At 63.8% G+C, this 13,203-nt stretch carries 10 protein-coding genes and 1 tRNA gene; 7 read left to right on the top strand and 4 right to left on the bottom strand.

Annotation, left to right across the window (positions count from 1 at the left end):
• Nucleotides 1-166 precede the first annotated feature (166 nt).
• On the bottom strand, nt 167-3,412 hold the full coding sequence (locus tag ACJJV2_RS13255) for an FAD-binding and (Fe-S)-binding domain-containing protein (RefSeq protein ID WP_405281564.1): 3,246 nt from the start codon (nt 3,410-3,412) through the stop codon (nt 167-169).
• Between the two features lie 358 nt (nt 3,413-3,770).
• Here ACJJV2_RS13255 and ACJJV2_RS13250 point away from each other — a divergent pair, with 358 nt between their 5' ends.
• From ACJJV2_RS13250 to ACJJV2_RS13230, 5 genes are all read left to right on the top strand, one after another.
• Nucleotides 3,771-4,655 carry a hypothetical protein gene (locus ACJJV2_RS13250; RefSeq protein ID WP_054555055.1) on the top strand — a complete coding sequence of 295 codons (885 nt, stop codon included), beginning with the start codon at nt 3,771-3,773 and terminating at the stop codon, nt 4,653-4,655.
• A 254-nt stretch (nt 4,656-4,909) separates the two neighbouring features.
• Complete coding sequence (gene crcB / locus ACJJV2_RS13245; RefSeq protein WP_166019221.1) at nt 4,910-5,287, top strand: fluoride efflux transporter CrcB; 378 nt, start codon at nt 4,910-4,912, stop codon at nt 5,285-5,287.
• 131 nt (nt 5,288-5,418) lie between these two features.
• Nucleotides 5,419-6,696 carry a serine--tRNA ligase gene (gene serS, locus ACJJV2_RS13240; RefSeq protein ID WP_405281559.1) on the top strand — a complete coding sequence of 426 codons (1,278 nt, stop codon included), beginning with the start codon at nt 5,419-5,421 and terminating at the stop codon, nt 6,694-6,696.
• A gap of 263 nt (nt 6,697-6,959) precedes the next feature.
• Nucleotides 6,960-8,165: a uroporphyrinogen-III C-methyltransferase gene (cobA, locus tag ACJJV2_RS13235; protein ID WP_318833285.1), complete on the top strand. Its 1,206-nt coding sequence runs from the start codon at nt 6,960-6,962 to the stop codon at nt 8,163-8,165.
• Nucleotides 8,166-8,488: 323 nt separating this feature from the next.
• Complete coding sequence (locus ACJJV2_RS13230) at nt 8,489-10,318, top strand: acyl-CoA dehydrogenase C-terminal domain-containing protein (protein WP_405281554.1); 1,830 nt, start codon at nt 8,489-8,491, stop codon at nt 10,316-10,318.
• A 146-nt stretch (nt 10,319-10,464) separates the two neighbouring features.
• Here the strand turns inward: ACJJV2_RS13230 and ACJJV2_RS13225 are convergent, their stop codons facing one another.
• Nucleotides 10,465-11,010, bottom strand: coding sequence for a DUF962 domain-containing protein (locus tag ACJJV2_RS13225; protein ID WP_405281551.1), 546 nt, complete (start codon nt 11,008-11,010; stop codon nt 10,465-10,467).
• 221 nt (nt 11,011-11,231) lie between these two features.
• A complete protein-coding gene (locus ACJJV2_RS13220; protein ID WP_153635215.1) occupies nt 11,232-11,684 on the bottom strand; it encodes a nucleoside diphosphate kinase regulator in 453 nt (150 codons plus the stop codon).
• Between the two features lie 171 nt (nt 11,685-11,855).
• On the opposite strand from ACJJV2_RS13220, the gene ACJJV2_RS13215 reads away from it, so the two are divergent.
• A complete protein-coding gene (locus tag ACJJV2_RS13215) occupies nt 11,856-12,242 on the top strand; it encodes a YnfA family protein (protein WP_405281547.1) in 387 nt (128 codons plus the stop codon).
• Nucleotides 12,243-12,389: 147 nt separating this feature from the next.
• A complete protein-coding gene (locus ACJJV2_RS13210) occupies nt 12,390-12,761 on the top strand; it encodes a hypothetical protein (protein ID WP_043332422.1) in 372 nt (123 codons plus the stop codon).
• Between the two features lie 271 nt (nt 12,762-13,032).
• On the opposite strand, the gene ACJJV2_RS13205 is transcribed toward ACJJV2_RS13210, so the two are convergent.
• Nucleotides 13,033-13,117, bottom strand: a tRNA-Leu gene (locus ACJJV2_RS13205).
• Nucleotides 13,118-13,203 lie beyond the last annotated feature (86 nt).

The following is a 13,203-nucleotide window of genomic DNA, read 5'->3' as shown; positions in this document are numbered from 1 at the left end:
AGGCTTGAAGCAGGGGGCAGGCGCCACTCAGCTGCCGCGCGGCAGGCCGAAAGGGCGCAGCCTAGCGATTGATTCCGTGGTATGCAACGTCGCGTTGCCTTATCGCGCTCTCCTCATTTCCTTTCTCTCTCGTGCCCGCGTGATGGCGTCGGGCAGACGCGATCACTCATTGGGCGCGACGCAGCAGCGGCAGCAATGCCTGCAGCGGATGCGGCAACTGGCTGCCGGAGAAACGCTTGCTCTGACTGCGGCACGAATAGCCACTGGCGACCAGCTTGCCCTTATTGGCGTCGTCTTCGACCACGGCCTTCCACGACAGGTCATAGATGGCACGCGAGGTCTCGAGATTGCGTGCTTCGTGGCCGTAGGTACCGGACATGCCGCAGCAGCCGGTGGCGATGGTCTCGAGCTTGAGGCCGAAGGCGGAGTAGACCTGCTGCCAGGCCTTGGCCGAGCCCGGGGCATTGGTGCTCTCGGTGCAGTGGCTCAGAAGCTTCATGCCCGGGTCCATCTTGCCCAGCACCGTCTTGGTGACGCCGACCGGCAGCAGCTTGCGCAGGCTGATCAGCCATTCCTGCAGCAGCAGGACGTCGGGCACCGCGTCCGGGCCGAGGGTCTTCACGTACTCCTGACGATAGGTCAGGGTCATCGCCGGGTCGATGCCGACCAGCGGCACGCCGAAGTCGGCGATCGCCTTGAGGCGCTCGGCCTGGGCACGCGCGGTACGCTGGAAGGCGCCGGTGAAGCCCTGCACCTGCAGCGGCTTGCCGTTGGGGGCAAAGGGCGCGACGAAGACATGGATGTCGAGTCGCGACAGCAGCTCGATGATGTCGATCACCAGCTGGGCCTCGAAGTGGCTGGTGAAGGCGTCCTGCACCAGGATCACGCTTCTGGCCTTCTGGGATTCGGTCAGACGGCCCAGCTGGGTCGGCGTCGCCTCGGACACACCCCAGCTCTTGAGCTGTCTGCGCAGGCTGGCGCGTGACAGGCGCGGCGCATCGACCATGCCGATCGGGCCTTCCAGCAGACGACTGACCAGCTTGTTGGTCAATAGGCCGTTATAGAGCGGCGTGACGCGCTCGGCCCACGGCAGCATGAATTCGAGGCTGCCGATCAGGTAATCGCGCAGCGGACGCTGATAACGATGGTGATAGACCTCAAGGAAGCGGCTGCGGAAATCGGGCACGTTGACCTTGATCGGGCACTGGCCCGCGCAGGACTTGCACGCCAGGCAACCGGACATGGCGTCGTAGACCTGCTGGTCGAAGTTGGCGTCAGACTGACCCTCAGCCTGTGCGGTACCGGCACGCCGCGCCTTGAGCGAGGCGCTGATGCGCGCCGGCAGACGCGCCAGCCACATGCCGGTGCCCTTGAGGCCCGGGGTACGCGCAGCCTGGGCTTCGGCGATCACGTCGCGTCCGGCGTTGCCTTCCAGGCGCAGCCACTCACGCATCAGGCTGGCACGTCCCTTGGGCGAGTGGATGCGCTGGCGGGTCGCCTTCCACGACGGGCACATGGCGTCGTTGGGGTCGTAGTTGTAGCAGGCGCCATTGCCGTTGCAGTAGACGGCACTGGCGTATTCCTGCCACACGCGCTCATCGATCTGACGGTCGAGATCGCCGCGCATGGTCACGTCATCGATACGCATCAGGCGGGGGTCGAAGGCCTCGACGGCGCTGTCAGCGTGATCACGCTTGTTGCTTTCGCTGCTCCCTTCGCTGCTCCCTTCGCTGGCGCCAGCATCACTCGTGCCTGCGTCGTCGACCAGCGCCACTGACAGGCGCGGGGAGGCGATCTTGCCCGGATTGAGCTGGTTGTGCGGGTCAAAGGCCGCCTTCACATCCTGCAGCGCACCGTAGAGGCTACCGAAGAAGCGAGGGGAGTACTCGGAGCGCACGCCCTTGCCGTGCTCGCCCCACAGCAGGCCACCGTACTTGTGGGTGAGGGCGGCGACCTCATCGGAGATCTCGCGGATCATCGCCTGCTGGGCGGGGTCCTTCATGTCCAGCGCCGGGCGCACGTGCAGCACGCCGGCATCGACATGCCCGAACATGCCATAGCGCAGGCCACGGGCATCCAGCGCGGCGCGGAATTCGGCGATGTAATCGGCCAGATGCTCCGGCGGAACGGCAGTGTCCTCGACGAAGGGCAGCGGGCGGGCTTCGCCGTCGACATTGCCCAGCAGGCCCACCGAGCGCTTGCGCATGCCATAGACACGACCGATCTGCGCGCGACCGCGGGCTTCGGTGAAGCCGAGACGCTCGACGCTGGTATCGCTGGCCAGGTGCTCGCTGAAGGCGCGGACCTTGGCATCCAGCACCTCTTCGCTGTCGGCATTGAATTCGATCAGGTTGATCCCGCCGATGGCCGGGGCGCCTTCGGCGCTGGCCGGGAAGAATTCCTCGACGCTGTCCCACACGAAGTCCTGCATGGCGAGGTTGAGTACGGTGTCATCCACCGTCTCGATGGAGGTCGGGCGATTGCCCTCGACCGCCATCAGCGCCTTGGCGTCGCGCAGTGCGTCCATGAAGCTTGCGTAGCGCAGGTTGATCAGCGTCGAGCAGGGCGCGATGGGCAGCGCATTCAGCTCGGCCTCGACCACGAAGCCCAGCGTGCCCTCGGCGCCGCACAGCAGGCTGTTGAGGTTGAAACGCCCATCGCCCTCGCGCAGGTGGGCGAGGTCGTAGCCGGTCAGGCAGCGGTTGAGCGGCGGGAAGATGTCGGCGATTTCCTCGGCGCGCTCATCGGCGATCGCACGTGCGGTGCGGTAGACCTCACCAACGCGATCCTCACGTGCACACAGTGTCTCGAGCTCGGCATCATCGATGGCATGGCTCGACAGTCGTGTCCCGTCGAGCAGAACGCTGTCGAGCGCCAGCACGTGGTCACGCGTCTTGCCGTATTCGCAGCTGCCCTGACCGGAGGCATCGGTATTGATCATGCCGCCAATGGTGGCGCGGTTGGAGGTCGAGAGCTCCGGGGCGAAGAACAGGCCATGCGGCTTGAGCGCGGCATTCAGCTGGTCCTTCACCACGCCGGCCTCGACACGCACGCGACGGTTCTCGACATCGATCTCGAGAATGCGGTTCATGTGCCGCGAGACATCCACCAGCACGCCGTCATTGAGCGACTGGCCATTGGTGCCGGTACCGCCGCCGCGTGGCGCCAGGGTGACGCCCGAAAAGCGTGGCTCGTGGGAGAGGCGCGCGATGCGCTGGACATCCTCGGCATGGCGCGGGTAGACCACGGCCTGAGGCAGCACCTGATAGAGCGAGTTGTCGGTCGACAACACGGTGCGGTTGGCATAGTCCGGACTGATGTCACCGGCAAAGCCTGCATCTCGCAGGGCGGCCAGGAAGTCCAGATAGAGGGAATCGACGGGGGCGGGCATATCCAGCAGGCGTTCGGTCATGATCTCGCTCGGGCAGTGAGTCGCGTCAGGCAGGCATCCAGGGCCAATGGGCCTAAGCTTACCTGAGCTGGGCGTGTGGCCCCAGCCCAGCGCGGCATTGCGTCACTCGTGAGGCGGGAATTCAGGTGAAAGGAGTGAGGAATGACTACGCTGTGAGGAGTCATCAAACCAAGGCGTGTGCGCCCGAATGCAAGCAACAAGGGGGATGATGCGCGCTCGCCGAGAGCGATTGTCAGGCGCCAGTCACCGCTTCGGTGGTACCGTCAGCCATCGCAAGGCAGGCCGTCATGGCGTATCCCCTCCGTTTCTTACCTTGAAGCTGTCTTCCCTCTTCCGCTGAGTCATCAGGAGTTAGCTCATGGCATCGTCAACCTATTCCTCGACCTCCACCTGTCATCGCGAGTCTCGCCAGCCGCCCACGCGATTGGGAGTGCTGGGGGTGGGGGAGTTGGCGGAGTCATTGCTGGTCGCGTTGGCGCGCGGTTGTCAGCGCGAAGGCCGCTCGCGGCATGATCTTGAATTCCACCTCTCGCCGCGCAACGACGTGCGCAGTCACCGTCTGGGCTGGCGTTTTGGGGCCATCCGCCACGTAAGCAACGTCGCGGTGTGTGAATCGAGCCTGTGCATGCTGGTCGGGGTGCGACCAGAGCAGCTCGAGGCGCTGGCAAGTGAGCTGCGTGAAAGTCACGCACTGAGCAAGGATCATCACCTGATGGTGCTGGCGGCCGGCGTGCCACTACAGCAGCTGCAGCGCTGGTTCGCGCCGGCGCGAGTGGTGCGGGTGATGACGGGGCTGGCAGTCTGTGAGGGGCAAAGCGCCCTCACGCTCTATCCGGAAGACCCGCTGACGCGCGACCTGCTCGGGCCGGCGGTCCGGCAGATCATCGCTTTCGATGATGAAGCGGCCTTCGAGGCCAGCATGCTGGCGGTCTGCGTGAATGCCTGGCAGATGGCGCAGCAGCAGGCGTTGCTCGACTGGTTCCAGACGGTGCCCGGCATGAGCGGCCCCCAGGCGCGCCTGTTGCTGATGGCGCAGTTGCGTGATGCGCTGGCCTTGATGGAAGCCCACCCCGATACCCCGCCCGGCGAGCTTGCCTCGCGTATCGGCACCCCCGGCACCTGGACGGCACGGGGTCTGGAGCAGCTCGGGGGCAAGGAGGGCGCACACCGCCAATGGCAGCATGTGCTGGAGCAACTGCGCGCGGAGATCGAGCAGGGCAGTGCGTCCCCCGGCAGTGAATGAGGCGCTCTGCCGCCTGATGCCTTACGCTCTCAGCCACCCTCAGACACCCGCGATGCCCATTGGTCAGGAGGCGCATCGCGGGTGTCGTGCTTTGTTCAACCTGCCTTTCGTGAGTCGTGGATTCCCCGGGGCTGGCGATTTTCCTACAATGGAGCGCTAGGCGGCACCCTCGGGTGCCAGAGTGGCTGGCGGCCGATCCATGGCGTTGCCCAGCGCTCACTCGCATTGAATAGAGCACGGGGCATACAAGGCACATGGGAACCTGGTTGGCAGTAGCAGCGGGCGGCGCCATCGGGGCGCTGGGACGGTATCTTGTCAGTGGCTGGATCATCGGCGCCGCCGGGCGTGGTTTCCCGTGGGGGACCCTCGGCGTCAATCTGATCGGCAGCTGCCTGATGGGGTTCCTGTTCATCTGGGTGACCCAGGAGCTCAAGCTGGCCCCCGTCTGGCAGGCGATCATGGTGGCCGGCTTCACCGGCGCCTTCACCACCTTCTCCACCTTTGCCCTCGAGGCGCTCAATCTGATGATGAGCGGACGCATGCTGGCGGGGCTGGTCTATGTCGCCGTCAGTGTGGTGGCGTGTCTGGGCATGGTCGCGCTGGGCATGAAGATCGCACGCGTCCTGCTGTGATTCCCGTGGCCGGGCGCGCCCTCCTGTCGCCTGGGCGGCTGCGAAGCAGGGCATGGCTGAGGTAGACTAGTGCGCATAACCTTTCCGCGCCGCGATGCGGCCTGAGTGATCCGACGAGAGAGCCTTCCCACATGCTGGACCCGAAACTTCTGCGCGCTGATCTTGAAGCGACTGCCGAGCGCCTCGCACGTCGTGGCTATCAGCTGGATACCGAAGCCTTTGCCGCGCTGGAAGCGCGCCGCCGTGACCTGCAGGTCGAGACGGAATCCCTGCAGAACGAGCGCAACACTCGCTCCAAGTCCATCGGTAATGCCAAGGCACGCGGCGAAGACATCGCGCCGCTGCTGGCAGAAGTCAGTGATCTGGGCGAGCGTCTCGACGCCGCCAAGTCCGAGCTCAATGAGCTGCAGGCCAAGGCCGACGCCATGGCGGCCAGTCTGCCGAACCTGCCGGACGCCGAAGTGCCGGAAGGCGTTGACGAAAGCGACAACGTCGAGCTGCACCGCTGGGGCACGCCGCGTGAATTCGATTTCGACGTGCGCGACCACGTGGATCTCGGTGAGCTCAAGGGCCAGCTGGACTTCGAGCTGGCGGTCAAGATCACCGGTTCACGCTTCGCCGTGATGCATGGCTCCATCGCGCGCCTGCACCGTGCGCTGGTGCAGTTCATGCTCGACAAGCAGACGCTGGAGCATGGCTACGAAGAATATTACGTACCCTATATCGTCAACCGCGACTCCCTGATGGGTACCAGCCAGCTGCCCAAGTTCGAGGAAGACCTGTTCAAGCTCAACGATGATCGTGATTTCTTCCTGATCCCGACCGCCGAAGTGCCGCTGACCAACATGGTGCGCGACGAGATCATCGACGCCGGCAGTCTGCCGCTCAAGTTCACCGCCCATACCCCGTGCTTCCGCAGTGAAGCCGGTGCCTATGGCCGTGATACCCGCGGCATGATTCGCCAGCACCAGTTCGACAAGGTCGAGATGGTGCAGGTCGTCGCGGCGGAGAAGAGCGATGAAGCCCTCGAAGAGATGCGCGGCCACGCCGAAGCCATCCTGCAGGCGCTGGAACTGCCGTACCGTGCCGTGACCCTGTGCACCGGCGACATGGGCTTTGCCGCCGCCAAGACCTATGACCTGGAAGTCTGGCTGCCGAGCCAGGCGACCTACCGCGAGATCTCCTCCATCTCCAACTGCCGTGACTTCCAGGCGCGCCGCATGCAGGCGCGTGTGCGTGTCGAAGGCCAGAAGAAGCCGCAGCTGGTGCATACCCTGAATGGGTCCGGTCTGGCCGTGGGCCGCTGCCTGGTCGCCGTGCTGGAAAACCATCAGAACGCCGATGGCTCCATCACTGTGCCGCAGGCGCTGCGTGGCTACATGGGCGGGGTGGAAACCATCAACGTCTGAGGTGCGTGAATCGCCGTAGTGGATTCGCGTAGTCAAGGCCCCCGCTTTCCCATGGAAGCGGGGGCCTTCGTTTATTGCGGAGACATAGGCCTCGCCCGATCGCACCACTCGTTATTCCCTCACTCGTTATTTCCTCTGCGTGACTACAACGTAGCATCAGGGTTGTTATTCTTATTAGTTATTTTAGAGAGTGGTTCTTATGCTCTAAAATGCGACCCATCGAAGGCTGCTCCCCAGCCTCGCCGCGTTTGTGGATGTGCCCCATGGAATTTCTCAATCTCTCCTGTGACCCCTCACGACTCCAGCTGTGCCTGATCGGTGGCGGCCAGGAGGCTGTCGCGCTGGCCGAGCGTTTTGCCGGCCTCGGTGCAGACCTGTGTGTCTACGGTGATGCCCGCATGCCGATGCTGGAGACCCTGTGTGGTCGTGAAGGTTGGGAGGTTGCCGATACCCTGTTGCCCGTGCCGGCCCCCGGCCAGCTATGGCTGGTCGCCACCGGCAGCGAAGGGCGCGATCGCGGTATCCTGCGTCATGCGCGCGAGCAGCACGTGATGGTGTTCGCGCCGAGTCACCCCCGGGACTCCAGCGTGCGTCTGCCGCCACGCCTGGTGGCAGGCGAGGCGGTATTGCCCGTGAAGGAGGAGGATCGCTTCACGGGCACGCATGGCCAGGTGGCGTTGGTCAGCGCGGGGCCGGGTGATCCGGAGCTGCTGACGCTCAAGGCGCTGCGCCATCTGCAGCAGGCCGATGTCATCATTCATGATCGCCTGGTCAGTCACGAGATTCTGGCGCTGGCCAATCCGGAGGCGCGTCGCCTGTATGTCGGCAAGGCGCGCAGCGATCACAGCGTGCCCCAGGAAGGCATCAATCAGGCGCTGGTGGATTACGCCCGCGCCGGGCATCGCGTGGTGCGCTTGAAGGGCGGTGACGCCTTCATCTTCGGGCGCGGCGGGGAAGAGCTCGAGACCCTGGCCGGTGCCGGCATCAGCTTCGAGGTCGTGCCGGGCATCACGGCGGCTTCCGGTTGCGCGGCTTACGCGGGTATCCCGTTGACTCATCGCGACCACGCCCAGTCGGTGCGCTTCGTCACCGGCCACTTGAAGGATGGCAGCTGTGATCTGGATTGGGAGGCGCTGGCGCGTCCGGCCCAGACGCTGGTCTTCTACATGGGGCTCGGCAGCCTGGGGCTGATCTGCGAGCAGTTGATCGCCAATGGTCTGGCGGCGTCCACGCCGATCGCGCTGGTCGAGCAGGGCACCACCGCGCGTCAGCGTGTGCATGTGGCAACGCTGGCGGACATGCCGGCGCAGATCGCCGGTCAGGGCCTCAAGCCGCCGACGCTGATCATCGTCGGGGATGTGGTCAAGCTGCACGATTCGCTCAAGTGGTTCTCGCCGAATGCCAACAGCAGCCTGGGATGGGAAGATGGCAAGCACCCGACGCCGCTGGCCAATGTGGTATCGGTCTAGAGCGACCGTAGCGAAAGCGCTAAAAGCAGCGACATGAGCAGTGACCAGACGCCGCCTCGGTAACCCCGGGGCGGCGTCTTGCGTTGTTGGACGGGTTATCGCGGGACTGGTCATTGGCAGGCCTGGCATTGTGGCCCTGATCATCGTGCTGGCGCATGGCTGGGCGGCTCTTGGGCCAAGGTCGAGATGACGTGGCATCTGATTGCGCCTATTGTTTCAAGCAATCGTTTGAATTCTGCTGAGCGAAGCCCGTCGTTCATCACGGGGTGAGAGGCAAGTCTTTCGCGAAAGCCCTAAGCACATGAGTCAGTGAGGACAGTGATATGGCCAAGTATCAGGCGCCACTCAAGGATGCACGCTTCATTCTCGATGAGGTGTTCGCCGCCGAGCAGGAATGGGCGGGCATGGCAGCCACCGAAGAGGTGAATGTCGAGCTGGCCGAGGCGATTCTCGAGGAAGGTGCGCGCGTGACCCAGGCCGAGCTGCTGCCGCTCAACCTGAGCGGTGACGCCGAGGGTGCGCGTTTCGAGAATGGCCACGTCACGACACCCAAGGGCTTCAAGGAGGCCTATCGGGTACTCGCCGAAGGCGGCTGGATGGGGCTGGGCGGCAATCCTGAATACGGTGGTCAGGGCATGCCCAAGATGCTCACCGTGGCCTTTGAAGAGATGCTGTACGCCACCAATACCAGCTTCGCGCTCTATCCGGCGCTGAATGCCGGTGCCTGTCTGGCGGTGGACAGCCACGCGCCGGAGTCCGTCAAGCAGGTGTTTCTGCCGCGCATGTATGCCGGCGACTGGCTGGGCACCATGTGTCTGACCGAGCCGCATTGCGGCACGGACCTCGGCCTGATTCGCACCCGTGCCGAACCCCTCGAGGGCGATGACCCGCTGCTGGGGCTGCCGCGCTATCGCCTCACCGGTACCAAGATCTGGATCACCGGCGGCGAGCACGACATGGTCGACAACATCGTGCATCTGGTGCTTGCCAAGCTGCCGGATGCGCCGCCGGGCACGCGCGGCATCTCACTGTTTCTGGTCTCCAAGCATTTGCTTGATGCCGACGGCCAGCCGACGACACCGAATGCGGTCAGCTGTGGCTCCATCGAACACAAGATGGGCATCAAGGGCAGCGCGACCTGCGTGATGAACTTCGACGGTGCCGAAGGCGTGCTGATCGGCGAGCCGCATCAGGGGCTGGCGGCGATGTTCACCATGATGAACTACGAGCGTCTCTCCATCGGTCTGCAGGGGCTGGGGTTGGGCGAGGTGGCCTATCAGAGCGCGATGGACTTCGCCGCCGAGCGTCTGCAGAGCCGGGCACCGACAGGCGCCAAGGCGCCCGACAAGCCGGCCGACCCGATTCTGGTGCATCCTGACGTGCGCCGCATGGCGCTTGAGGTGCGCGTCTGGAACGAGACCGGACGCGCCTTTGCCGTCTTCGTGGGCCAGCAGCTGGACCGCGTCAAATATCACGCCGATGACGCGGTGAAGGCCGACGCGGATGCGCTGGTGCAATTCATGACGCCGATCGCCAAGGCGCTGCTGACCGACCGTGGCTTCGATGCCACCGTCATGGCGCAGCAGCTCTATGGTGGCAATGGCTACTGCGTGGAGTGGGGCGCCGAGCAGTACGTGCGCGATGCACGCATCGCGATGATCTACGAAGGCACCAACGGCATTCAGGCGATGGATCTGGTCGGGCGCAAGCTCTACCGCAACCGTGGTGCCCATGTGGCAAGCTTTGCCGCCCTGGTGCGAGCCGAGCTTGAGCGTCAGGCCGACGACGCCCAGACCCGCCCGTTCGCCGAGGCCTGCAAGACGGAGCTGGCGCGCCTGGAGCGAGTGTCCGAGCAGTTGCTGGCCCGCGCCGATGACAACCCGGAAGAGCTGGGCGCGGCGGCCTGTGACTACCTCAATCTGGCAGGGCTGTGTGTCTACAGCTATCTGTGGCTGCGCATGGCGCGTGCGGCGGCGCATGGACTGGCGCAAGCAGGTGCCAGCGGTGAGGGCTTCTATCGCCGCAAGCTGGCGCTCGGGGAGTACTTCGTGGCACGCGTGCTGCCGCGCGCCGTCGCCCTGGAAGCCCAGATCAGTGCTGGTGCCGCGCCATTGATGGCCTTCAGTCTCGAGGATTTCGCGCCGGAGCAATGACGCAAGCCGCAATGACGTAAGACACCGTGACCGTCAGTAGCGTCCAATGAAAAGCCCAGCGACTGTGTCAGGTCGCTGGGCTTTTTGTGTTGCCGGAATCCCTGTCCATCGGGCCGTGTCGGCAAGCTTGCATGCCCACTGGCCGCTCATGACCGCTCGCTTGGCTCATCCTGCTTCAGCAACCAGTCACGCATGGCGGGGAACAGCTCGACCAGCACGAACAGCGGGCCGATCAGCAGCTGACGCAGATCATCGAGGAAGGCCGGTTTGCGGCCCTCGATACGATGGCCGACGACCTGACCGATCCAGGCGACCACGAAGGCCGCCAGCATCATCGGTGTCACCGGCCAGTTGAGCCCGAGCATCACGAACATCAGCGCCAGGCTTGCCAGGGCCCAGACGGCCATCACGCCAAGTACCCTGAGGGAGAAGCGCGCATAGACGGCCAGGACCGCCAGGGTGACCACGCCCCCGGGCAGCATCCACATACCTAGCCCCGGTTCACTCGATAGCCCCTGCCCCCCGAGCAGTCTCCACAGCAGGATCAAGCTGGCAGTGAAGATGACAGGCACGCAGACAAGATGCATGCGGATGTTCTCACGATGCTGATGACTGGCCGCGTAGTGCTCGAGAGCTTCATGCAGGCGCCGGTGAGCGGCTGTCTTGACATGAGGGTGCGATAATATACCCATGAGGCATTCTCCAGACAGACATTGAAAATGCCCGCATGCGCAGGTGCGCAGCGGGATCGATGGCGTGTTATGTCAAGGAGCAATGGCGTGAGCCAGCAGGGTCCGGCAACCCTGCTGGCTCCTGTCAGCGTAGCGTATTGCCGCGCTGCCAGCCTGTGTCAGCACAGGGCTGACTGTCGAATCCGGCGCTTTTCAGGCGTGAATCAAGTGGCCCTGGCCCTTCAGAGATGGAACTGACCGCAGGCTTCCGGCTGATGCAGGATGGCTTCCAGACGGATGACGTCACTCTGGCCATCTTCCCGGGGCAGCGTGATCTGCTCGCCGACCGCCATTCCCAGCAGCGCGATGCCCAGTGGCGACATGATGCACAGCGCCAGTGAGGTCTCTTGCTCTTCGGGTTGCGGCAGGTGGCTGCGCAGCGACATGCACTCACCATCCTCCGGGGTAGGGTAGTGCAATGTCAGCTCGCTATCGCCGGAGCGCGACCCCTTGAGGCGCAGGCGGCTACGCATGCTGACGCGGTCTTCGGGGAAGTCATCGGGGGGCACGATCTCTGCCTGGATCAGGCGGCTTTCGAGGCGAAGGGACAGCTCATCATCGTGTTGCTGAGCGTCGATCAGGCGCTGGAGGCGGTCAGCATCCAGGCGGTTGATGATCAGTCGTTGCCGAGTCATCGTGGGGTTCCTTGTTATCGAGTCACTGCGCGATATCATGCGCAGCAAGACGGCGCCAATCCTGGCTTGGTCAATACGGAGAGACGGACAGGGAATCCATCGGCCGTGATTGTCCATGGATTGTCCGCTAATTAATCCTAGCGGCTTTTGACGGGGTGCGGGAGTCGTCTGATGCCGACAACTTTCATGGCGCTGTCACCCAGGGCTGCCAACCTCACGCGAGACCCATCGATGTCGATTCTCTGGATATATCCGCTGGCGGCGCTCGCCGAGATCGCCGGCTGCTTCAGTTTCTGGGCCTGGTGGAAACTGGAGCGCAGCCCCGGTTGGCTGATTCCCGGCATGCTCAGCCTGGCGCTGTTCGCCTGGCTGCTTTCACTGGTCGACGTCAGTCACGCCGGGCGCGCCTTTGCCGTCTATGGCGGTGTCTATATCGCCGCGTCAGTGGCCTGGCTGTGGCTGGTCGAGCAGCAGTTGCCCAGTCGCTGGGACCTGTTGGGGACACTGGTCTGCCTGGCGGGTAGCGCCATCATCGTGCTGGGCGCCCGTGCGCAATGAGCGCAAATGTCTTGTTTAAATGTCTTGTTTATTAGTATTTTATTAAATATGTCGGGCGTTGAGCATGAGAGCGCTCATTGTTGGGTATACTGCGCCAAGATGAGGCAATGGCCCTCGGGATTCGATCTGACGCAATGAGGCACCAGCATGCAGTGGGAATGGTTATGGGGGCTGGGCGGCCTTGGCATCGGCGGTTTCATCGGCTTCTGGCTCGGTCGCTGGCGGCCGCGCAGAGAGGAATGGAATCAGGCCGTGCAACCACTGCTATCGGCATTGGTGGAGGCGGAGCCAGACGTTGCGCGTGGTGAGCGGCTGGCGCTTGATCCCTCACTGCTCGACGCCTTTCGCCAGGTGGCCTCGCGTCGCGAGTTCTATCGTTTCACCAGTGGAATCGAATACGTGAACCTGCAACTCGCCGCGGCGCATGCCGCACATCATGACCGTGAAGAGCGCCAGCTGTTGCTGGATCAGGCGCGTGTCAGCCTGGCCAATCTGCAGGACAGCCTAAGACGACGCTGAGGTTCGTCCAGACGCGCGAATGCCGCACCGCAGATCGACCGAGGGTCGCAAAGCAGAGGAACGCAGAGCAGGAGAGCGTCGAGCAGGTTGTTTGCAAAGCAGAGTAACGCAGAGAGCGGGCGTGAAACGGGTATAGCAACCAACGGGAAGGCACTGACGATGATGATGGGTGCAGAAGGCATCAGATGACACGACGCATGCACGACAGACAAAAGCGGGAGGACTTGCTGACTGCGCGAGGCAGCTGGGGAGCATCAGCAGAGTATGCTGATGGTGCGGAAGGGGGGACTCGAACCCCCACACCTTGCGGCACCAGAACCTAAATCTGGCGTGTCTACCAATTCCACCACTTCCGCGAGAAGCAGGGCTGCATTTTACCTGTGATGCCTTTCAAGTCAATCGCTTGTGTCGATTATCCCCTGAAATTCCCCGCCTTGTGCTG

The sequence above is a fragment of the Cobetia sp. Ld8 genome (genome assembly GCF_045066615.1).
Lineage (GTDB): Bacteria > Pseudomonadota > Gammaproteobacteria > Pseudomonadales > Halomonadaceae > Cobetia > Cobetia amphilecti.
This window is presented reverse-complemented; position numbering and strand designations above follow the sequence as displayed.

Bases quoted from the DNA above. Each gene is read 5' to 3' on its own strand.
- ACJJV2_RS13225 (WP_405281551.1), bottom strand. From the start codon at position 11,010: ATGGGTATATTATCGCACCCTCATGTCAAGACAGCCGCTCACCGGCGC.
- ACJJV2_RS13220 (WP_153635215.1), bottom strand. From the start codon at position 11,684: ATGACTCGGCAACGACTGATCATCAACCGCCTGGATGCTGACCGCCTC.
- ACJJV2_RS13215 (WP_405281547.1), top strand. From the start codon at position 11,856: ATGCCGACAACTTTCATGGCGCTGTCACCCAGGGCTGCCAACCTCACG.
- serS (WP_405281559.1), top strand. From the start codon at position 5,419: ATGCTGGACCCGAAACTTCTGCGCGCTGATCTTGAAGCGACTGCCGAG.
- ACJJV2_RS13230 (WP_405281554.1), top strand. From the start codon at position 8,489: ATGGCCAAGTATCAGGCGCCACTCAAGGATGCACGCTTCATTCTCGAT.
- crcB (WP_166019221.1), top strand. From the start codon at position 4,910: ATGGGAACCTGGTTGGCAGTAGCAGCGGGCGGCGCCATCGGGGCGCTG.
- ACJJV2_RS13210 (WP_043332422.1), top strand. From the start codon at position 12,390: ATGCAGTGGGAATGGTTATGGGGGCTGGGCGGCCTTGGCATCGGCGGT.
- ACJJV2_RS13250 (WP_054555055.1), top strand. From the start codon at position 3,771: ATGGCATCGTCAACCTATTCCTCGACCTCCACCTGTCATCGCGAGTCT.
- ACJJV2_RS13255 (WP_405281564.1), bottom strand. From the start codon at position 3,412: ATGACCGAACGCCTGCTGGATATGCCCGCCCCCGTCGATTCCCTCTAT.
- cobA (WP_318833285.1), top strand. From the start codon at position 6,960: ATGGAATTTCTCAATCTCTCCTGTGACCCCTCACGACTCCAGCTGTGC.